17 protein-coding genes are annotated in these 20,201 nt (G+C 69.9%); 11 read left to right on the forward strand and 6 right to left on the reverse strand.

Annotated features, from left to right (window positions below; genetic code table 11):
• Positions 1-29: 29 nt before the first annotated feature.
• The 5 genes from NR798_RS19890 to NR798_RS19910 all read left to right on the forward strand — a co-directional run bounded on the left by NR798_RS19890 (position 30) and on the right by NR798_RS19910 (position 6,669).
• The gene (locus NR798_RS19890; RefSeq protein WP_375773065.1) at positions 30-1,904 is read left to right on the forward strand and encodes an SUMF1/EgtB/PvdO family nonheme iron enzyme; all 1,875 of its coding nucleotides are present in this window, start codon (positions 30-32) and stop codon (positions 1,902-1,904) included.
• Complete coding sequence (locus tag NR798_RS19895) at positions 1,901-3,955, forward strand: M14 family metallopeptidase (RefSeq protein ID WP_375773066.1); 2,055 nt, start codon at positions 1,901-1,903, stop codon at positions 3,953-3,955. Before NR798_RS19890 ends, NR798_RS19895 begins: the two co-directional genes overlap by 4 nt.
• Positions 3,956-3,990: 35 nt before the next feature.
• Positions 3,991-4,797: a GNAT family N-acetyltransferase gene (locus NR798_RS19900; protein WP_375773067.1), complete on the forward strand. Its 807-nt coding sequence runs from the start codon at positions 3,991-3,993 to the stop codon at positions 4,795-4,797.
• Positions 4,798-4,891: 94 nt separating this feature from the next.
• Complete coding sequence (locus NR798_RS19905; RefSeq protein WP_375773068.1) at positions 4,892-5,845, forward strand: DUF459 domain-containing protein; 954 nt, start codon at positions 4,892-4,894, stop codon at positions 5,843-5,845.
• 113 nt (positions 5,846-5,958) lie between these two features.
• Positions 5,959-6,669: a lipase family alpha/beta hydrolase gene (locus tag NR798_RS19910; protein WP_375773069.1), complete on the forward strand. Its 711-nt coding sequence runs from the start codon at positions 5,959-5,961 to the stop codon at positions 6,667-6,669.
• 9 nt (positions 6,670-6,678) lie between these two features.
• On the opposite strand, the gene NR798_RS19915 is transcribed toward NR798_RS19910, so the two are convergent.
• Entirely contained in the window at positions 6,679-7,152 is a 474-nt protein-coding gene (locus NR798_RS19915; RefSeq protein WP_375773070.1) for a DUF4440 domain-containing protein, read from the reverse strand.
• 46 nt (positions 7,153-7,198) lie between these two features.
• The gene (locus tag NR798_RS19920; RefSeq protein ID WP_375773071.1) at positions 7,199-7,432 is read right to left on the reverse strand and encodes a hypothetical protein; all 234 of its coding nucleotides are present in this window, start codon (positions 7,430-7,432) and stop codon (positions 7,199-7,201) included.
• Between the two features lie 206 nt (positions 7,433-7,638).
• Here NR798_RS19920 and NR798_RS19925 point away from each other — a divergent pair, with 206 nt between their 5' ends.
• The gene (locus NR798_RS19925; RefSeq protein WP_375773072.1) at positions 7,639-8,463 is read left to right on the forward strand and encodes a multidrug resistance efflux transporter family protein; all 825 of its coding nucleotides are present in this window, start codon (positions 7,639-7,641) and stop codon (positions 8,461-8,463) included.
• 49 nt (positions 8,464-8,512) lie between these two features.
• On the opposite strand, the gene NR798_RS19930 is transcribed toward NR798_RS19925, so the two are convergent.
• Positions 8,513-8,896, reverse strand: coding sequence for a hypothetical protein (locus NR798_RS19930; RefSeq protein WP_375773073.1), 384 nt, complete (start codon positions 8,894-8,896; stop codon positions 8,513-8,515).
• A 12-nt stretch (positions 8,897-8,908) separates the two neighbouring features.
• Positions 8,909-10,066: a cytochrome P450 gene (locus tag NR798_RS19935; RefSeq protein ID WP_375773074.1), complete on the reverse strand. Its 1,158-nt coding sequence runs from the start codon at positions 10,064-10,066 to the stop codon at positions 8,909-8,911.
• A 234-nt stretch (positions 10,067-10,300) separates the two neighbouring features.
• Between NR798_RS19935 and NR798_RS19940 the strand changes: the two genes are divergently transcribed.
• Both NR798_RS19940 and NR798_RS19945 read left to right on the forward strand, forming a co-directional pair.
• Complete coding sequence (locus NR798_RS19940) at positions 10,301-10,639, forward strand: hypothetical protein (RefSeq protein ID WP_375773075.1); 339 nt, start codon at positions 10,301-10,303, stop codon at positions 10,637-10,639.
• 116 nt (positions 10,640-10,755) lie between these two features.
• Positions 10,756-12,801 (forward strand): hypothetical protein, encoded by a 2,046-nt coding sequence (locus NR798_RS19945; RefSeq protein ID WP_375773076.1) that lies wholly within the window; start codon positions 10,756-10,758, stop codon positions 12,799-12,801.
• Between the two features lie 215 nt (positions 12,802-13,016).
• Here the strand turns inward: NR798_RS19945 and NR798_RS19950 are convergent, their stop codons facing one another.
• Both NR798_RS19950 and NR798_RS19955 read right to left on the reverse strand, forming a co-directional pair.
• Complete coding sequence (locus tag NR798_RS19950) at positions 13,017-14,483, reverse strand: LGFP repeat-containing protein (protein ID WP_375773077.1); 1,467 nt, start codon at positions 14,481-14,483, stop codon at positions 13,017-13,019.
• 92 nt (positions 14,484-14,575) lie between these two features.
• On the reverse strand, positions 14,576-15,850 hold the full coding sequence (locus tag NR798_RS19955; protein WP_375773078.1) for an OmpA family protein: 1,275 nt from the start codon (positions 15,848-15,850) through the stop codon (positions 14,576-14,578).
• A gap of 214 nt (positions 15,851-16,064) precedes the next feature.
• Here NR798_RS19955 and NR798_RS19960 point away from each other — a divergent pair, with 214 nt between their 5' ends.
• From NR798_RS19960 to NR798_RS19970, 3 genes are all read left to right on the forward strand, one after another.
• Entirely contained in the window at positions 16,065-17,411 is a 1,347-nt protein-coding gene (locus NR798_RS19960; protein ID WP_375773079.1) for a hypothetical protein, read from the forward strand.
• Between the two features lie 20 nt (positions 17,412-17,431).
• A complete protein-coding gene (locus NR798_RS19965; RefSeq protein ID WP_375773080.1) occupies positions 17,432-18,814 on the forward strand; it encodes a hypothetical protein in 1,383 nt (460 codons plus the stop codon).
• Positions 18,815-18,890: 76 nt separating this feature from the next.
• Positions 18,891-20,135: a threonine aldolase family protein gene (locus NR798_RS19970; RefSeq protein ID WP_375773081.1), complete on the forward strand. Its 1,245-nt coding sequence runs from the start codon at positions 18,891-18,893 to the stop codon at positions 20,133-20,135.
• Positions 20,136-20,201: the final 66 nt, after the last annotated feature.

The raw sequence follows: 20,201 nt of genomic DNA on the forward strand, positions 1-20,201 counted from the left end.
GGGGAGGGCAGCGGGTAGCATCGCCCGCGATGGCATTCGAACTGGTCCTGTTGTGGCTCGTGACGGCGGTGCCGTGCGAGAAGACGCCGCCGCCCGGCATGGTGTGCATCGAGGGCGGAGACGCGATCGTGGGCGCGGACGATCACACCGCGGCCGAGAAGCCCCGGCATCCGGTGTTCGTCGAGACGTTCTACCTCGATGCGAAGGAGGTCACGATCGGCGACTACAGCCGCTGCGAGCGCGCGGGGGCGTGCCCCAAGCTGCCTCGCCCGGCGTACTACGCGCGCTTCCAGAAGCCCGAGCTGCCAGCCGTGCCCATCACCTGGGAGATGGCGCACCAGTACTGCGTGTTCGCGGGCAAGCGGCTGCCGGCGGAGGCCGAGTGGGAGAAGGGCGCGCGCGGCCACGAGGGGAGGACCTACCCGTGGGGCGAGGAGGCGCCGTCGTGCGACAAGGCGAACTACAAGGGCTGTCCGGGCAACATCACGCGGCCGCCCGGTAGCCTCCCGCCCGGCCCCTACGGCCTCTATGACATGGCGGGCAACGGGTACGAGTGGGTGAAGGACTGGTGGACTCCCTGTTACAAGGACTGTGACAAGGCGTGCGGCGACGCCTGCCTGCACCCCAACCCTCGCGGGCCGTGCGATGGCGCGACTCCGTGCAAGGGCTACACGCAGCGTGTGCTCAAGGGCGGCTCCTGGTACTGGCCCGAGGAGATGCTGCGCGGCTCCTGGCGGCGGGGCGAGAAGCCCAAGAGCGGGCTGCACCGCCTGAGCTTCCGTTGCGCGTCGTCCTCGTCCCAGCTGTCCGCGTGGCCGCCCCGGATCCTCACCGAGCCCCCGGCCCGGCCGGCGGATCCCACGCCTCCGAGCGAGGAGGAGCGGAAGAAGGCGCTCGCGGTCGTCGAGGACACCGACGTCTTCCAGATTCCCCTGTGTGGCCGTGCGGGCAAGGCGCGCGTCGATTGCCGAGATCCGATGAGCTACATCAAGTCGAACGAGGCGCTCCAATACCTCTTCGGGGATGCCATCAAGAACATCGGGGGCGGCTACGTCGGGCTGGGGGCGGATCAGGGCTACTCGTACATCGCGCATGCCCGGAGCCAGTGGGCGTGGCTCTTCGACTATGACCCGACGGTGGTGCGGCTGCACCACGTGCTGAGGGCCGTGGTGAAGCGGGCGCCGACGCGTGAGGACTTCGTCGCGGCCTTCACCGACAAGCGCGCGGCGGCGACGCGTGCCGCCATCGAGGAGGAGTGGGCATCGCTGCCGAAGGAGGAGCGCGTCGCCATCACCAGCGTGTTCGAGCGCGCACGGCGGCAGCTCTGGGGCAACTACACGCGCCAGTTGCGGCCCGCGCGTTGGACGGGGGGCTTCGGCTGGCTCCAGACGGACGAGAACTACCGCTACGTGCGCCTGCTGTTCGAGCAGGGGCGCATCATCAGCCTCAAGGGCAACATGCTCACGGACAAGGCGCTGCCGTCCATCGCCCGCGCCGCTCGCGCCGTGGGGGTGCCCATCCGCGTCTACTACCCGTCGAACGCCGAGGAGCAGTGGAAGCAGCTGCCTCCCCAGTACCGGGAGAACGTGCGCCAGCTTCCGTTCGACGAGCGCAGCGTGATTCTGCGGACGTTGATCTCCCGCAAGTTCCACAAGTCGGAGTCGTACTGGCACTACATCATCCACGGCGGGCTGCATGCGCAGGCGCACCTGGCCCTTCCGGGGTACGCGAACGTCTGGACCTTCATGGAGGACCGCCAGCAGGTGGGGGCGTTCCTCGCCAAGAAGGTGGCTGACGACTCCGAGGGGGAGGGGGCGCCCAAGCGTGAGCGCTACCTCGACTTCCTGAGCTACATCGGCATGCCCTCGGCCGCGCCCTCGACGGTCGCGGAGTCCAGGCCGTGAGGTCAGGGGGGGCACTCGCCCTCGCCATCCTGCTCGCCGCGGGCGTCGCGCGAGGTGAGGGCTACCCCATCCCCCGTGGCGAGCACCCGGTCGCGTGGAAGCCGGCGCAGACCCTTGGAGAGTGGACGGCCGAGGGGGGCGCGCTCGCCCTCACCACGCCGAAAGCGCTCCGCAACTTCTTCCTCCAGGAGGACGAGGGCACGTCCCCGGTGCCCTTCGTGCGCGCGAGGATCCAGAACCCGGCTCGCGCCGATCTGGCGCTCCTCTTCCGCGCGAAGGTGCGCACGGCCCAGCCCGTGTTCACGCTCACCGGTTACGGCCTCTACCTGGATGGGCGCCGGGAGACGGTGGGGTTCGTGCGCTATGACGGGACCCGCTCGGATGACAGTGGTGCGCGCGCCAAGGTGCCCGGACTCGCGAAGGTGACGGAGCTGGAGCTCGTGCTCTTCCTCGCCGGGCCGGTCTTCGCCGTCCACGTGTACGACGCACGCACCAAGGCGGAGCTGGCGAACCTCGTCTGGTCCGACGCGGCGTTCGCTGGCGGCTCGCTCGGCGTGTACGCGCACAAGACCCAGTCCGCCGACGTGCGGGTGTCCCTCTTCGTGCCGGATCCTCCGCCGCAGGAGGCCTCGGCGCGTGATGGGCTCTCGCTCGAGTGGCTCGTGCGCGTCGAGCGGGGGCTCCAGTTCGCTCCGGAGGTGCGCCGTCACCTGCGCCGCGTCGCGCGCGAGGCGGATGCGGACGTGTACATCGCCAGCGAGCTGGGCGTGCACCTGCTGCGCGCGAGCTCGGTCAACGTGCGCGAGCTCCATCCCGGGGTGCCGTACCGCTTCCTGGACTCCACGTTCGAGGAGCGCCTGGCTCGAGCACGCAAGGGCCCCGAGCGCGAGGGCTTCGTCGAGGGCCTCAAGGATCCCGAGCTCATCGAGCGCGCGATGCGGGCCCTGGCCGCACGTGCTCCGGAGCGCGCGCGTGTCATCGAGATCGGCCGCACGCACGAGGACCGGCCCATCCTCGCGCTGCTGATGGGCGAGGCGCTCGACGACCACTCCCGCCCGGCGATGCTGCTGTGTGGCGGCACTCACGCCAACGAGCTGGTGACGCCCGAGCTGCCGCTCGACGCCGCACGTTGGCTGCTGGAGAACGCGGAGGACAAGCGGGTCGCACGCTGGTTGAGCACGTTCCACATCGTCATCGTCCCGCTCGTGAATCCCGACGGGAGCCACGGGTACTGGCACGTCGCCACCGATCGGGGGCGCACGAACCGGCGCAAGGACGAGCAGGCCACGGAGCTGGGGCTGTACGAGTACGGCGTCGACCTCAACCGCAACTATCCCTTCCAGTGGGGGAGCGTAGAGGATCGCTACAACAGCGAGGATCCGCGCTCACCGTTCTACCGGGGTCCGGCGGCGGGCTCGGAGCCCGAGGTGCAGGCGATGATGAAGCTGGGCGAGGCGTGGCGCTTCGTGGCGATGGTGTCGTACCACGCGGCGGCGACGCGGCTGCTCGTGCCGTACACGGTGGAAGGGGCTCGCGAGCCCAAGCCGTCGGCGGCCTGGGCGGTGGCGCCCGCGATGATCGACGCGGTGGCTCCGGTGCAGGGAGGCAAGCGCTACGAGGCCGTGCGCCACTTGTATCCGGTGGCGGGGACGGATCAGGACTGGTTCTACTGGAGCTTCGGGACGCTGGCGTACCTGGTGGAGTTACCGTTCGTGTCACCGGGGCCGCGCCGGCCGCTGGCGCCGATGGTGGAGGGGGCGCGTGGCTTCTGGCAGGTGTTGTTCGATCGCTTCCTGGATGGCCCGGCGCTGACGGTGCGGGTGCCCGAGTCCTTCCGGGAGGAGGGGCCGGTCACGGTGGCGGTGGAGGAGATCGCCTGGCCGAACGGGGAGCACTTCTCGGCGCACCCGGAGTCGGGCGTGTTCCACACGTATCTCCCGGCGGCGGGGCGTTACACGGTGAAGGTCACGAGCGCCTCGGGCAAGACGGTGTCGCGGCCCGTCGAGGTGGGCTCGGCCCGCGTGGTGCTCGCGCTCACCGAGGACTCCTGAAGCAGCTCACCCCCAAGCGCCACAGACACAGAACGATGAACCTGATCGAACGCTTGCAGTCGTACATGCGCCGCAGTGCCGCGGGCCGCTACGAGTCCATTCCGGTTCCGCCCTTCACGGTGTTCATCCATCCCTTCGACGCGCTCATCTACTTCAACTACGCCATCCCGGACGGGCCCATCACGAGGGACGTGAGCGAGCCGTTGCGGCGGCTCCGGGCGGAGTTCCAGAAGAGGGGGAGGGTGCCGCGCTTCGAGTACGTCTCCGAGCTGGCGCCGGCACTGGCGGACACGCTGCTCGCCGCCGGTTTCCGTCAGGAGGCCGAGGCCCGGCTGATGGTGTGCACGCGCGAGAGCTTCACGCCCGTCGTGGTGCCCGAGGGGGTCTCGTTGTCGCTTCTCACGTCCGGGTCCTCTCGCGAGGAGGTGCGCACGTACTGCAACACCTCGCGGCGGGCCTTCTCCCCGGACGAGCCCTACGAGGCCTCCGAGGAGGACATCTCCAAGACGCTGGAGGAGCTCCGCGAGGGCAGGGCGGTGCTGGGGTCCGTGGAGGGACAGCCCGCCGTGGTGGGCACGTTCACCTCGCCGTCCGAGGGCATCGCGGAGCTCGGCGGAGTGGCGACGCTCGCGCGCTTCCGCAAGCGGGGCCTCGGCACCGCGCTGACGTCGCGGGTGGCGCAGGAGGCCTTCGCGCGGGGCGTGGACGTGCTGTTCCTGAGCACCATCACCGAGGAGGCCGGCCGCATCTACGAGCGGGTGGGTTTCCGGTTCGTGACGCGGATGCTCTTCATGGTCGAGGGCTCGCACCCGGAAGGCGCCGTGCATCCCGCTCCGGGGTAGCCAGGACGCCCGGTCCTCCGTCCACCGGGCGGGCAGGGAAGGGCCAGGCCGATTTGTTCTCAGCCGCGCACGGGCGCGGTAGCTTCGGCGCGAGATGGAGACCCACCTCGCTCGTGTGCTCGTGTGCCTCGCCGTCCTCTCCACCGGAGTGGTGCGGGCCGACCCTGGGATGGACGGGAAGCTGGAAGCCCCTCCGGCCCGGACCGTGCTGCTGCTCGGCGACAGCCTCATCGTCACCAGCTTCGGCGAGTACCTCGAGAAGTCGCTGAACGAGCACCCGGGGACGCGCGCCCTGCGGCGGGCGAAGTCCTCCACGGGGCTCGCCCGTCCGGACTTCTTCGATTGGATGAAGGTGGGCCGGGAAGAGGTCGAGCGCCACCGGCCCGACGTGGTCGTCGTCATCATGGGCGGCAACGACGGGCAGGGCCTCACGGACGAGAAGGGCAAGGCGAAGGTCCAGTGGGGCGCGTCCGGGTGGGAGGCGGCGTACCGCCAGCGCGTCACGGACTTCCTGGGCACCCTCGGAGCGCCCGGCCGGAAGATCCTCTGGGTCGAGCTGCCGTACACCGGGCTGCCGAACTTCGAGCGCAAGCTGGGCATCATCCGGCGCGTCCTGCGCGAGGCCGTGTCGGCCCATGGGGCGTCGACGTACCTCGAGACGAAGCCGTTCTTCACCGACGCGAAGGGCACCCTCCTGCGCGAGGCGAAGGTGGAGGGCTTCCGCAAGCCGATGCGGCTGAAGATGGAGGATGGGGTCCACTTCACGTTGGCGGGCGGCCGGTACTTCGCCAGCAGGGTCCACCCCGTGGTGCTCGGGCTGCTCGAGCCCGGTGGTGCGGCGCCGAGCCCCGCCAGCCCGGAGCCGGCGGCACCCGTGGTGGCCGTGGCTCCGTCTCCCGCCACGGCTCCGGCTCCCGCCGTGGCGCCCTCTCCCGCTCCTCCGGTGGAGGCAGAGGCCCGCCCCCGCGAGCCGGCGATCTGCCGCGAGTTCGATGCCGTCTCGGAAGCCCCGATGACGGTGATGCCCATGGCTCTCTGCTATCCCTGAGGCGCGGCATGAGCGCGGACGGTTCCAAGCAGGCCGTGAGTGGAGCACTTGCGTCGCGGTGCCTGGTTGCGTGTCTGCTGGCGATGGCGACATGCTCATGCGGAGCCCTCTCCATGACTTCCGCCTCCGCACGTGCTTCCGCCACCGTTGCTTCCACCGCCGCCGCTCCGGGCGAGGCCTCCGGGCGGGTGCCCGTGCTGCTGGTGCATGGCATCGATGACGACGCGCGCTCCCTGGCGCCGCTCGCGGAAGGTCTGGCGCGGGCCGGCTTCCAGGACGTGCGGATCGTCGAGCTGAAGCCCAACAACGGGGCGGCGCCCATTTCCGTGCTGGCCGGGCAGGTGGCCGAGGCCGCCGCGAGCCTGCGAGCGCAGACGGGCAGTGCGCGGATCGACGTGGTGGCCTTCAGCATGGGGGCGCTCGTCAGCCGCTACTACCTGCAGCGTCTGGAGGGCCGGAACCACGTGCGCCGCTTCGTGTCCATCTCCGGCCCCCACGCGGGAACGCTCACGGGGTGGTTGCGAGCCAACCCCGGGGCACGCGACATGCGGCCCGGGAGCGAGCTGCTGCGGGGGCTCGCCGCCGACGAGGCCCCGTTCGGAGGCGTCCAGGTCTTCACGCTGTGGACGCCGCTCGATCTGATGATCGTCCCCGCCCGTTCCTCCAAGCTGGCCGGAGCGAGGGAGCGCACCTTCCCCGTCATCCTCCACCCGCTGATGCTGCGCGATGGGCGGGTCCTCCGCTCGGTGGAGGAGGCCCTGACGGTGGAGCGTGCGGAGGACTTCCTGCCCGCGCAGCTCACGCTGCCCCCGGGCGGTCCCTGACCCCTCCGCTCAGGAGGCAGGTGCGCGCGTCGACACCACCGCCGTCTGGAGCCATTGCCCCTGGCGCTTCTCGAAGGTGGCCATCCACGCGAAGACGGTGGTCTCCGCCTCGCCCGTCGAGACCTCGACGAGCTCCACGCGCTTGTGAACGACCATCCAGGCCAGCGTGCCGTCCTCGGAGAGCGTGACGATGGGCTCGGAGAGGTCGTCCCAGGCCTGGAAGCGCACGCTGGCGAAGTAGCGCTGGAAGTTGCCGAGCACCTGCTCCCGGGTGGGCCGCGAGATCCGGCCGTCCTGCACGGAGAGGAAGTCCTCGGCCATGGTGGAGACCATCCGTTGCGCGTCGCGTTGGAGGTGGGCGTCGCGCTGCGTCTGGTTGATGAGCAGCAGGGCGGTCCGGTCCTCCGGGGACGCGGTACGCGGTGCGGCCGTGGTCGCACAGCCGAGGAGCGCGAGGCAGGCCAGGAGCAGGGGGATCTTCATGACCGCAAGATACCGCCAGGGTCCGGCCGGGACGCTCGCTGAAGTCTCAGCTCTGGGCGGTGCCGGAGTCGGTGGGAGCGGGCGCCGGGGCGGGGGCGGGGGCCGGCTTCTTCGCGACCATCGCGCGGCGAGGGCCCTTGATGGCGTAGTTCAGCAGCATCGTCGCCGGCAGGAGCATGCCCAGGCCCTGGGAGAGGTTGGCCGGGGGATGGACCACGGCGCCGAGCGCCATCGCGGCGAAGAGCAGGGCACAGACCAGACGGACGAGGATGGAGCTCACGGGGGTTCCTAGGAACGGGGCGAACCATGATAACCAGGGCTTTTCCCCGCGCACGTCCACCCATGAAAAAGTCCTCCTCGGCCCTGCTGGCGATCCTGCTGGGGCTGACTTCGGCGCTGTTCTTCACCATGACCTACGTGCTCAACCGCAACATGGCGGCGGAGGGTGGGTTCTGGGCCTGGAGCGCGTCGCTGCGGTACTTCCTTATGTTGCCCCTCATGTCGGTGTTGGTGGCCGTGCACGGAGGGTTGCGGCCCTTGGGGGCCGAGCTGAGAAGGCACCCGGGCGAGTGGTTGCTCTGGAGCAGCGTGGGCTTCGGCGTCTTCTACGCCTTCCTGACGCTGTCGGCGGAGTACGGGCCCTCGTGGCTGATTGCCGGCTCCTTCCAGCTCACGGTGCTCGCTGGCCCGCTGCTGTCGCCGTTCATCTACACGGATGCGCGCCGGCGGATCCCCTTCAAGGCGGTGGGGGTGGGCTCGTTGATCGTCGTCGGCGTGCTGATCATGCAGCTGGGGCACTTCCAACTGGCCATGCCCGCGAGTGCCTGGCTGGCGTTGCTCTTCGTGGTGATCGCCGCCGTCGCCTACCCGCTGGGCAACCGCAGGGTGATGCTGCACCTGGAGCGCGAGGGCGTCTCGCTGGATGCCAGCCAGCGCGTGCTGGGGATGACGGTGGGGAGTCTGCCCTTGTGGCTGGGCGTGGCGGCCTACGGGTACGCGCGGGTGGGGTGGCCCTCGCCGGGGCAGGTGCTGCAGTCCGCGGGCGTGGCGGTCTCCTCCGGAGTGATCGCCACCACCCTGTTCTTCCGCGCCGCCCAGATGACCGCGAACAACCCCGTGGGACTGTCCGCCGTGGAGGCCACGCAGGCCACGGAGCTGCTCTTCGCGTTGCTGCTGGGCGTGCTCTTCCTGGGCGAGCCGTTGCCCTCCACGTTCAGCTTCGTGGGAGCCGGGCTCATCGTGGTGGGCATGGTGCTCTACAGCCGCATCAGCGTGCTCTCCGAGCTGGAGCCCACCGCGGTGCAGACGTGAGGCGCCCGTCCCCGCCGAGCTCGGCGAGCCGGTGGCGGGCGGAGCATCTCTAGCCGAGCCAGGCGAGGAGGGCGCGGATGGCCTCCTCCCGGCGCCGGGAGCTCTCCTGGATGCGCTGGACCGTTCCCGCCAGCGCACCCATTCCCTTCGAGGCCCGCTCGGGAGCGGTGCGGTAGTTCTCGGCGAGCTGCTGCAACTGCTCGCGCAGCCGCGGATGGCGCTCGCGCACGCGCGCGGGCTCGGTGTCCGGCTTCACCTCCGCGAGGAGCGCCGAGGCGAGCCGCTGCCACTCCTCGAGGCTCTGCCCGGTGCGTTTCGCGAAGCCACCGCGCACCATGGGCCTGACGAAGAACGGCATCGACGAGAAGTCGCGCCCCGTGTCCTCGAGGGTGTTGCGGAGCGCGGCGACGAGCGTGACGGGATCCTGGGTCATGGGGCGCGCAGCCTACCGCACCGGCTCCAGGCGGAGCGGCAGGGCGCGAGGACCGCGAGCGATGATCGACTGTGACCAGTCGAGGTCCTCGCGCTGGAGGGAGAAGCCGCGGATGCGGGAGAAGAGTGCCTCCAGGCCGAGGCGTGCCTCCATCCGGGCGAGCATCGCCCCCAGGCAGTAGTGGGGCCCGTGGCCGAAGGCGAGGGTGCTCTGGCTCTCGCGCTCGAGGAGGAAGCGGTCCGCCTGGGGGAAGCGGCTCTCGTCGCGCATGGCCGCGCCCACCAGGGCGACGACGAGGGAGCCCCGGGGAATCGTGACTCCGGAGAGCACCACGTCCTCGGTCGTCAGCCGGAGGCTGCTCTGTCCCGGCGGCTCGTAGCGGAGCACCTCCTCGACGAGCCGGGGAATGAGCGCGGGATTCTCGCGCACGCGCTCCAGCTCCCGCGGATGCTCCGAGAGCACGACCATCGTGTTGGCGAGCAGGTACACGGTGGTCTCGACACCCGCCGGCACCAGGCCGAAGAGGAAGCTCAACAGCTCCTCTTGGGTCAGTGACTCCCCGCGGAGCAGCTCGCTCACGACATCGTCTCCGGGGTGGGCACGCCGCTGCTCGATGAGCGAGTGGAAGCAGCGCTCCATCTCCTGGAGGCTGTGGCGGATCTCCTCCTGGCGCTGGGGCGACGGCTGGCTGGCGGGGATGCTCACGAGATCATCCGCCCAGTGCTTCAGGCGCAGGGCCATGGCGGGCTCCAGGCCGAAGAAGAGGTTGAGCACGCGGGCCGGGAGGGGCAGGGCGAACTCGGCGACGAAGTCCACCTCCTGGCGGCGCACGGCGGCCTCGGCGAGCTCCTCGGCGATGGCGCGGATGCTCGGCTCCAAGCGGTTCAGCGTCGCGCCATTGAAGGCCCGGCTGACCATGGCCCGCAGGCGCGTGTGGTCCGGCGGATCCTTCATCACGAGCGAGTCCGCCGTGGGATTGCGCTCCAACCAGGGCGGCCGGAAGCTCTGGCCCAGGCCCTCCGAGGAGAAGCGCCGGGAATCCTTGAGCACGGTCACCACGTCGTCGTAGCGGCTGACGGCCCACATGCCGCCCGGCTCCACCTGGCACACCGCTCTGCGCCGCAGCTCCGCGTACAGCGGATAGGGGTTGGCTCTTACCTCGGGGGTCATCAGGTTCAGGGGCTGGCCCATGGTTCGGTTCCTCGCGTGGGGGTTGCTGAACCGGAGAGGGCAAACCGCGGGCCAGCCGGTGCCGTCCCGGTGTTTCAGAGGAGCACGGGCCCGCCGCGGTGGGTGCTGGCCCGGCGGCACCGGTCGAATCGACCGGGGTGGCCGTTCAAAATGGAAGAGTGGGGGACGGCTTCGTGTCCGTGTTAGGGTCAGGCCTTCGCGCGAGACAGGTCCATGCGATTCAATCCAGCCGTCTGCATCATCTTCGGAAGCTTCAGCCTCTTCTTCCTCATCTCGGGTGTGCGCGCCCTGAAGCGCAAGCGCATGACAGTGGTCAACCCAGACTCCAATGCGGCCTGGCCGGGCCCGGCGGGACTTCTCATGCGAGCGATCCGCAAGGAGTACGAGGTGCCCCGGGTCGAAGCGCCCCCGTCCGGGCTTCACGTGGAGGCCACGGGCGCCCAGGCCGTCGGCATGGCCTGGCTCTACATCGTGCTGGGGGTGGCGTTCCTGGCCGTTGGCGTCTTCGACATCCTCATGCAGAACGATCTCCTCGCGTTCGCATTCGATTGAGCCGCGCGGCCCGCTATACCGGCACCTCGGGATTGAATGATCCCATTGAGCAATTCATCGATAACGAGAATAATCGGTGAATTCTCCCCAGGCCCACCTGGGGCACGGGAGGCGCCATGAAGATCAATGACAAGCGGCCCCAGCAGCCGGTGAGCACCGAGACCCGGCCCCGGCCGGAGGTGAAGCCGCCTCCGCCGCCTCCTCGCCGCAACGAGCTCAGGCCGCTCCCCGGCTACTCCAACCGCAGCGACTTCCAACCGGCGAAGCGCTCGGGCCCGGTCGCGCTGAGCGTGCCGGCCTCGCCCGCCGCCGCCAGCACCCTCCAGACCGAGCAGCTCGGAGATGGCCGGGCCAACTGCCTGGAGCGCGCCGTCCGCCTGGCGCAGCCCGGTGATTCGGTCCGCCTCTACCAGGACCAGAACGATCCGGTGGGCCATGCCGTGGTGGTCCACCAGGACGGCTCGGTGACCGACCCGAACCGCCCCACCCAGCGCTACCCGGATGTGAAGGCCTGGGAGGCCGCCAACCCGCGCTACTCCTCGCCGGTCTCCGTTCCCGACGCGACCCTGGAGCGCATCCTCTCCGTCCCGCCCGGCCCCGCGCGCAACGCCCTCATCCAGCAGGCCGGCCTCGGCAACGTGGCCAACCGCGCCGTCGCCGATGGCCTCTTCGGCACCGGTGTCGGCCCGGACGTCGGCCCGGATCTCGTCCCGGACGGCATCCTGAGCGATGCGTGGAACGCCGCCACCGGCGCCGTGAGCTCCCTCTATGAGGCCTCCGGACTGCCCACCCCGAGCGAGGTCTGGAACGGCTCCGCCAACGCCCTCAACGCGGCCTTCAATGCCGCGGGCCTGCCCACGCCGGGCGAGGTATGGGACGTGGCGCAGACGGTCCAGATGCTCATGACGCAGGACCCGGGCGCCCACTCGCCCAACGCCATCGACCGCTCCAACCTGCGCCAGACGGACAAGGCGGTCATCAACGCGCTCGGGCTGGACAACATCCCCCCGGGCGGGAGCATCGAGGCCGAGGTCGAGGTCACCGCGGACCTTGCCGCCGTGCTGGGCGTGGAGGTGGGCACCAAGGTCACCCTCGGCATCGAGCGCAGCGCGGAGAACCCCAGCGAGTTCACGCTCAAGTTCGGCGGCGGGGCCTCGGTGGATGGTGAGCTCACCGGCGACACGGCGGGGGCCGAGGCCAACGCCACCGCGGGCGTGGGCGTGAGCGCCGGCATCGAGCTGACCGTGGACCTGTCCCAGCCGGGCGGCGCCACGGGGCTGGCCGCGTTCGCGGCGCACTCGGGTTTCCTCGCCGCGTTGCCCACGCCGGTGGCCGGCCTGGCGCTCGCGGTGGAGCAGATTCCCGGCGTCAATCTCCCCGGCGAGCCGCTGGAGTTCATCCGCGAGCACCTCTCCGCCGTCGAGGTGGGGGTGGACGGCCACCTTTCCGAGGAGCTGGGCGCGGTGGTGGGCGCGGGCGTCACCGCCACGGCCGAGCAGTACCTGGGCGCGGGAGGCCGGATCGAGTTCAACGACGACGGCACGCTCACCGTGAAGGGCAAGGTGAATGCCGGTGGCGGCGTGGCGCTGGACGCGGGAGTGGGGGCGGGCGGCGTGGACGCCAACATCCAGGTGGCCGGTGCCAACGGGCAGCTCGAGTTCGAGGCGGCCATCCAGGTGGAGCCGGGTCCTCCTCCTCGGGAGCTGGAGCGGAGCTATACGGCGTCGATCACGGTGGACGGGCAGGCGCTCGGGGTAGGGGGCAAGGCGAAGCTCTCGTTCGAGCTGGGCTCCACCCTGGCGCAGGCACCGGAGGACGTGCGCAACCGGATGCTCGACGCGCTCCGCAGAGGCGACGTGGGGGCGGCGGCGAACATCTTCCAGAACGAGATCCTCCCGCACGTGTCGCTCGAGGGAAAGCTGGAGGTGAGCGCCACGGCCACCCTGAGCGGGTCCGTGGAGGGCGAGGTCTCCGTGGGAGGCATTGGCGGCGGAGTCGGCATCTCCGGGACGGTGACCACCACCACGCCGGTGGGCACGGGCACCGTCACCCTGGACTCCTCGGGGCTGACCGTCACGGGCTCGCTCTTCGGCGAGGAGGTGGTCGACGAGAACCTCACCTTCCAGGAGATGCTCGAGCTGGGTCAGCGGGCCGCTGCCTGAGCCACTATTCCCTCTCCCCTCGGGAGAGGGTCAGGGTGAGGGTGCCCGGGTTCGTTCTTCAACCCGTGGCCCTCACTGTGCGCAGTGGGTTCAACCCGGGTTCACCCGATACCCTCACCCCGTCCCTCTCCCGGAGGGCGAGGGGAAATGGCCGCGGTTGAAAGGGCCGCGGGGAAATGGCCGCGGTTGAAAGGGTGGCGGGGAAGTCGCCAGGCTTAGAAGACGCGCACGCCGTTGGTGGGATCCCAGGTCATGTAGCCGCCCTGGAAGTTCTGGCGCGTCCCCGAGCCGTAGCCGAACTCGTCGCTGGTGGGGAACTTCAGCCGGGTGTGATTGGTGCCCTGCAGGTACGTGGTCCAGAAGCCGGAGCGCACCTGGAAGGTCCCCGACGAGCTGCTCATGATGGCGTTGCGGCCGATGGAGCCTCCGTCGAAGTCCTGCACGTAGCCATAATCCCAGGAGTGCACCCAGGGAGTGCCCCCGTTGTCATAGGGCGAGCCGTTGGTGGCCATGCCGCCGTGGCTGTTGAAATAGCTCTCGATGCCCGTGTGCACTGTCAGGTTGGAGTAGCGCCCCTGGTAGGTCACCGCGCCGACGTAATTGCCATATCCCGCCTTCTGGTTCGTGCTGCTCAGGCCCGAGGCGCGGTAGAGGCCGTAGTTCAAACCGGGCGAGTCCTGCAGGTAGAACCAGATGGCCGAGGCCACGTACGACGTCCCGCGCATCACGTTGTACGTGGTGGTGATGTTGCTGGCCTGCACGCCCTCGCTGACCGAGTCCGTCGTCCAGCCGATCTCCGTCTCGAAGATCTTCTTGGGCGTAGTGCTTCCCTCGTAGGCGGCGTAGGCGTTGCGGATCCACGTCAGGTATTGGCTGAGCGTGCTGCTGTTCACGTAGCCGCCCTGGTCCACGTACAGGTGGTGGCCGATGTGATCGAGCGGATAGCTGCCGGCGTTCGCGCGAATCCAGCTCCACGAGCCGACGTTCACGCCCGTCCAGTAGGTGTCCGACAGGTAGGTGGCGCCCGCGCTGTCCTGGTTGCTGCCGTACAGGTTGTGGCTGAGCAACCCGCCGCTGATCACCTGCACGTCATAGCGGTTGTAATACTTCATCTGCGTATAGGCGTGGCCCAGCAGCGCGGCGAAGTTGGACGGATAGATATACGAGCAGCCCTCGTAGGCGCCCGGCCACGGCGAGGTGGAGTAGCAATTGGGCTCGTTCCAGATCTCCCAGTGCTTGATGCGCCCGTTGAAGTGCGCGGCGACCCGGCCCGCCATGTAGCCGAACTGGTCGATGTATGTGTTGTAACCGTTGCCCCCGGCGACCTCCCAGCTGTTCTCCTGCCACTGCCACTGCTCGCCGTGCCAGGACTCGTTGGACAGCAGGCCAATCACCTGCAAGCCCTTGGAGCGCAGCCGGTTCACGATGGTGTCGTAGGTGCTGTAGAACTGGGCGGTGTCGGAAGGGTAGGGCCCCAGCCGGAAGTTGACCCGGACGAACCCGGCCCCGCTGTTGGCCATCGCCGTGGCGACCGCGTCCGTGAGGAGGATGGTGCCCGAGTCATTGATGGGCGCTCCGGCCTGGATTCCCTGGGGACCCGCGGCCGTCGCGGGCCCGGCGAGCACCAGCAGCGGCAGCAACAGCAACGTCCGGAGGGCGCTACGCAGACGAGAGAGGTGCATGCGGCTCTTTCCTATCTTCTGAGAATAGGGTGAGAAGCCGCTAATACTCGTATTCCGGGAAAGCCGCAATGAGCTTGGAGCGCGGCTCCTGACTAGCGTTCGAGGACGAGCAGCTCCACGCGCTGGTTGAGTTCCCGTCCGCGCGCGGTGAAGTTGGGCGCCTTCGGGCGGGTGTCGCCGAGACCCTCCGTCTCGATGCGTGAGGGCTCCACCCCCGCGGCCACCAACAGCTCCGCCACCGCGCGGGCGCGCGCCTCGGAGAGCTGCTTGCGCGCGCCCTCGTCGCCTTCCTGGTTATGGGTGTGGCCCTCGATGCGCAGGCGCAAGGTGGGGCCACGCACGAGCAGGTCCACGAGCTGCGGGAGGCTGGGGTCCGGCAGCGGGGCCGCCTTGCCCTCGGGGAAGCGCAGGGGCTTGAGCAGCTCCAGCCGGCCGTTCTTCACCGTCACGAGCTTCTTCTTCGGCGCACGCACCAGCGTGAAGTCCACCGGTTGTGCGTTGCCCCCCGCGAGCCGCACCCGGCGCGTCTGCGCGAGGAAGCCGGGGGCGAGGATGTCCACGGCGTAGTCGCCCGGCGCCAGCTCCACCTGCGCGGGGGCCCGGGCCCCTTTCTTCAGCGCCACCTGCTGGGTGGTGGCCCCGCGCACGGAGAGGGTAGCCGCCACGGGCTTGCGGCTCGCCAGCGCACGCACCAGCAGCCGGGCCTTCTGCGGCTGCGCCGTGGCCGCGGGAGGAGGCTCCGGCGTGCGGGTGGCCTTCGGCGGCTCTGGCGCATGGGTGCCCTGGGCGAGCGCCACGCCCGCGTCCGGTGCCCGGGCCTTCGGGGGCGGAGGCAGCTCGGGCAGCGGCACGTCCTCGAGCTTCGCGATCATCTCCGCCGTGACGCCGTGCGACAGCTTCACCTTCAGCCGCGGATCCTTCGCCTCCGGCACCAGCACGGTGTTGGTGGTCACGTCCACCCGCAGCCCGCGCTGCGTCTGGAAGTTGAGGGTGGAGGTCATGTTCCACAGCAGGCCCGACGTCGGGCTGAACATGTTCCACGAGGCATCCATGTAGACGACGTTGGACACCAGCGTGTGCTGGCCGTCCTCGACCTGCCGCGTCACCAGCACGTGCGGTCCGGGCGAGCCGATCTGCTCCACCGGCGGCGCCGGCAGCGGCTGCCCATCCAGCGTGAAGTGCACCTCGACGAGCCGGTAGGCCGAGGGATCCAACCCCACGAAGCGCAGCCGCATCTCCGGCTGCGGAGTGTTCACCATCTCACTCAGCTGCCGGTCCAGCTCGGCGCGCACCTGATCGACGGAGGGGGGCTCCGCGGCGCGCACCACGCCGACAGAGAGCACCAACGCGACAACGCCGAGCTTCAACAGGGAGTCCAAGGAGGGGGGGTCCGGGCCTTTGACGCATAGCATCTCATACCGGGCGGCTCCTCCCCACTTCTCGTGCTTGCCTGCTTAGGAGACAGTCCGCCTGTCTTTCTGTTACAACCTGTTGTTCCCGACCACTGTGAGAGGCTCCTTCCCCCCCGCCTCCAGGAGGTTTTCCATGCACTTGTTTTCCAGGTCCGCAGGTCTGGCTCTCGTGGCCGCCTGCGCTGTGCTGCTCGGTGTGAGTGGCGAGGCCTACGCCAACGCTGGCGTGGTCTTCGTCCATGGCACCGGCGATCAGTCCGTGAGCTCGGCCACCACCGGCTACTGGACCCAGAAGTCCATTGACACGATGCGCAACGGCCGGCCCTACCTCATCGTCGGCTATCCCGGCGCGAGCTGCGCGGGCTTCAGCCAGTGCAGCTGGGGCCCCATCGTGGATCAGATCGTCCCCTGGGTGGAGGCCAACGGCATCACCAGCTTCACCGTCATCACCCACTCCAACGGCTCGAGCCCGCTGCGCTACATGCTCACGCACACCGGTGCGGTGAGCGCCCAGGGCCGTGCCGTCAACCTGGTGACGAGCAAGATCTCCCAGGTCATCTTCTCGGCGCCGGACCTGACGGGCACGCCGCTGGCGGACCAGGTGACCACGAGCGGCTCGTTCCTCAACATCGCCAACAGCGTCGTCGAGTTCTTCGGCGGTGGCAGCTACAACAACCCGGCCGTTCTGCAGCAGCGCACGGACAACATGCGCGTGTACAACTCCAACGGCACCTTCGGTGGCACGCTGGGCGCCACCTCGGTGGGCGGCAAGCCCATCTCCGTGGTGCGTGGCAACCGCGTCTACGCCAACCTCTTCTCCAGCGACGCGCACTGCGGTGGCTACCTCTACTCCATCGGCCTCAAGGCGGCGGCGCTGCTGGGCTGGGGCAGCTTCAACGCCAGCACGGACGGCTTCATCGGCAGCGACAGCTCCGGCTACTTCGGCAACATCATCATCGACGACGGCCGCCTCAACCACCACCAGTCGCGCCGCAGCTGCCACAACAGCGGCAACCTCATCGCGCAGAAGGTGGCCAGCGCCCCCATCCCCGCGCCCACGTCGCAGACCTACGCCCCCGAGACCGTCGTGTCGGAAGCGGCCCAGGCCTGCAACAACTTCGCGTCCGGTTACGCCACGGACTTCATGACCGGCAACACGGTGTACAAGTACGGCTGCACCACCACCCAGCTCAACAACGGCTACATGGAGCCCGACTGCCTCATCGCCTACGGCTACTCGAGCGGCTACAAGGCCCCGAGCACGGCGAGCTGGAACCCCTTCATCAACCCCTCCTACTACCCGACGTGGAGCGAGGTGTGCCCCGACTCGTGGCACGGCGACGGCATCTGTGACGCGTGCCTCGTGGCCAAGTACGGCTTCGACGCCACCACGGGCTCCACGGGCTCCAATGACTGCGTGCGGTCGCCCCCGGGCGGCTCCAACTGGTGCGGTGCCCTCGCCTGGGACACCTGGTACGGCTTCCACAACTACACCGTCGTGAAGGCGCTGCACTGAGCCCGAGAGAGAGAACGACCATGACCCTGCACCGTTCCATCCTTCAGTCCGCCGGCCTGTCGCTGGCGGTCCTCCTCCTCGGGGGTTTCACCCAGGAGCCCAACGTGACCTCCACCCTGCGCAACGCCTCGGGCGCCACGCTCGCCCCGGGTGACGTCGCCCCGGGCAAGCTGTACGCGCGCGATGCCACCGAGGGCCTCGGCAAGGGCCTCGTGTCGGTGTCCAACCCGGCCTCGCCCAAGCAGCCGCTGGCGGCGCCGCTCGCCCCCGAGACGCGCCGCTCCAAGTCCACCGTGCTGCACGTGGCGCCGGGCTCGGCCCCCACCGAGGTGCAGCTGCCCATCACCGCGCCCGAGGACGCGTGGGTGATGTTCATCCCCAAGAGCAACAACCCCAAGCTGGGCGAGGAGGCGCTGCACGACGTGGCGCTCTTCGATCCCCAGGGCCTGCGGGCGGACCAGCGGGCGTCGCGTGCGGCCCACGCCGCGCTGGGCATGGACGCCGAGCGCATGAAGGCCGAGGGCATCTCCCGGCCCATCTCCATGCTGCGCATGGACGCCAAGAACACCCGCGGCCTCTACAAGGTGAAGGTGGGCGGCAAGGCGGCTGCGCTGGGCCTGGCCATCGAGGTGCGCGAGCCCTCCTCGTCCATCGAGCTGTCGCTTACCGCCTCGGCGATGCAGCTGTTCCCGGGCAGCGACGGCTACGTGACGGTGGGCGTGACGTCGGCGGAGCCGGTGCGCAACGTGCGCTACGAGGCCTCGCTGTACAACCCGCGCTTCGAGCGCGTCCGCACGGTGCCCGTGGTGAAGGTGGGCGGCGAGTACCGCGCCATGGTGTCGCGTGCCATGGACGAGCGCGACGAGCCGGGCTCGTGGGTGCTCGAGGTGCGCGCGGTGGGCTCCGCAGGTGGGCTGGAGTTCGATCGGCTGGCGCAGACGGCGTTTGGCTTCGCGGTGCCGACGGCGCGCATCGCCTCGGCGGGCAAGACGCGGCTGGTGCGGGAGGCGGGCGGCAAGGTGACGGCGCTCGAGCTGGACGTGGTGCTCGAGAGCCAGGCGATGGACCGGTACGAGGTGACGGGCACGCTCGTGGCGACGGATGCCCAGGGCGTGGAGCGGCCGGTGGCCGAGGCACAGGTGACGGACCTGCTCGGCGCGGGCACGCACACCCTCACCCTGCGCTTCGAGGCCGGCCACGCGGGCCTGTCCAAGCTCGACGGCAGCTACTCGCTGCGCGGGCTGCAGCTCTACTCGCTGGGCACCAACACCCTGTACCACCGCCTCGCCAAGGGCCTGGACATCCGCATGCCGGCGGTCCGCGCCTCCGAGCTGGCGGCCGCCCAGGTGACGCCCGCCATCGACGGCCTGCTGCGCGCCGGTGAGTTCGACGTCGGCCAGTAGTCCGCGTTAGCGAAAAGCGCGGTGAGCCACTACGGTTCCCCCTTCGACCGAGCTTCCTCACGAAGGGGTGTTCCCAGTGGCTCACCGCGATTTCAGCCGGGGCGAGTTCCTCGCCCTCTCCGGCCTGCTGGCCGGCTCCACGCTCCTGAGAGGGACGGCGGACGCCGCCGCGCCCAAGACTCCTCCCCCCAGCCCGAAGAAGGAGCCGCAGAAGGAGCCGCCTCCGCCTGGTCCCACGCGTGAGGACTTCGAGCGGCTGCGCCGCGGCTGCCGCGCCTCGCTCGTCCCGGGGACCGTCAGCAACGAGGGCGCCGAGCTGGTGCGCATCGGCGAGTGGGTGCAGCGCCAGGGGCTGATGGGGGACGTGTACGGCAACGGTGAGCTCGTCCAGTCCTTCGAGAAGCGCGTCGCGGGCCTGCTCGGCTTCGAGGACGCGTGCTTCATGCCGACGGGCACCATGGGCCAGCTCATCGCGCTGCGGATGTACGCGGACGCCGGGGGCAAGCGCACCGTGGGCGTGCACCCGTCCTCCCACCACGTGCTGCACGAGAATGACAGCTACGCCGTGCTGCACGGGCTGCGCGCGGTGAACCTCTCGCCCTGGACGCGGCCGGTGCTCGCCGGGGACGTACGTGAGGCGCGCGAGCCGCTGGACGTCGTCAGCGTCGAGCTGCCGGTGCGCTGGTTGGGCGGCCAGCTGCAGACGTGGGAGCAGCTCGAGGAGCTCAAGCGCACCTGCCGCGAGCGGGGCGTGAAGCTCCACATGGACGGCGCGCGCCTGTGGGAGAGCCAGCCCTTCTACGGCCGCTCCTACGCGGACATCTGCCGCGGCTTCGACTCCGTCTACGTGTCCTTCTACAAGATGGTGGGCGCCCTGGGTGGAGCCATGGTGGCCGGCGGGCGCGACTTCATCCGTACCGCGCGCCTCTGGCGGCACCGGCACGGCGGCAACATCTTCCAGATGTGGCCCTACGTGGCCTCGGCGGCGATGCGCCTGGACGACGCGCTGGCCCGCATCCCCGGCTACGTGCAGCGCGCGAAGTCCCTCACCGAGGCGTTGGCGGCGGACGCCCGGCTCACGGTGCTGCCCCGGCCCGTGCAGACGAACCTCTTCCGCGTCTTCCTGCGCGGCGACCCGGCGGCGCTGGCCAGTCAGCGCGACCGCATCGCGCGCGAGCACGGCGTCTGGGTCGCCAACGGCTTCAGCCAGACGCGGGTGCCCGGGGTCGTCGAGACGGAGCTGCAGATAGGCGAGGGGCTCGCGGGCCTCGAGGATGCGGACGCCGCACGGGCCTTCCTCCGGCTGCTCGAACCGGCGTGAGCCCCCGTGGCGTGACTCCGAGCGCCCGAAAGCCCGGGTGCTCGGGGCACGTGTAGCCCGAGAAGC

It is taken from the genome of Archangium gephyra (genome assembly GCF_042230915.1).
Lineage (GTDB): Bacteria > Myxococcota > Myxococcia > Myxococcales > Myxococcaceae > Archangium > Archangium gephyra_B.

Coding starts and splice junctions, on each gene's coding strand:
- NR798_RS19965 (WP_375773080.1), top strand. CDS start 17,432: ATGACCCTGCACCGTTCCATCCTTCAGTCCGCCGGCCTGTCGCTGGCG.
- NR798_RS19900 (WP_375773067.1), top strand. CDS start 3,991: ATGAACCTGATCGAACGCTTGCAGTCGTACATGCGCCGCAGTGCCGCG.
- NR798_RS19890 (WP_375773065.1), top strand. CDS start 30: ATGGCATTCGAACTGGTCCTGTTGTGGCTCGTGACGGCGGTGCCGTGC.
- NR798_RS19915 (WP_375773070.1), bottom strand. CDS start 7,152: ATGAAGATCCCCCTGCTCCTGGCCTGCCTCGCGCTCCTCGGCTGTGCG.
- NR798_RS19910 (WP_375773069.1), top strand. CDS start 5,959: ATGACTTCCGCCTCCGCACGTGCTTCCGCCACCGTTGCTTCCACCGCC.
- NR798_RS19925 (WP_375773072.1), top strand. CDS start 7,639: ATGTTGCCCCTCATGTCGGTGTTGGTGGCCGTGCACGGAGGGTTGCGG.
- NR798_RS19935 (WP_375773074.1), bottom strand. CDS start 10,066: ATGACCCCCGAGGTAAGAGCCAACCCCTATCCGCTGTACGCGGAGCTG.
- NR798_RS19930 (WP_375773073.1), bottom strand. CDS start 8,896: ATGACCCAGGATCCCGTCACGCTCGTCGCCGCGCTCCGCAACACCCTC.
- NR798_RS19940 (WP_375773075.1), top strand. CDS start 10,301: ATGCGATTCAATCCAGCCGTCTGCATCATCTTCGGAAGCTTCAGCCTC.
- NR798_RS19950 (WP_375773077.1), bottom strand. CDS start 14,483: ATGCACCTCTCTCGTCTGCGTAGCGCCCTCCGGACGTTGCTGTTGCTG.
- NR798_RS19945 (WP_375773076.1), top strand. CDS start 10,756: ATGAAGATCAATGACAAGCGGCCCCAGCAGCCGGTGAGCACCGAGACC.
- NR798_RS19905 (WP_375773068.1), top strand. CDS start 4,892: ATGGAGACCCACCTCGCTCGTGTGCTCGTGTGCCTCGCCGTCCTCTCC.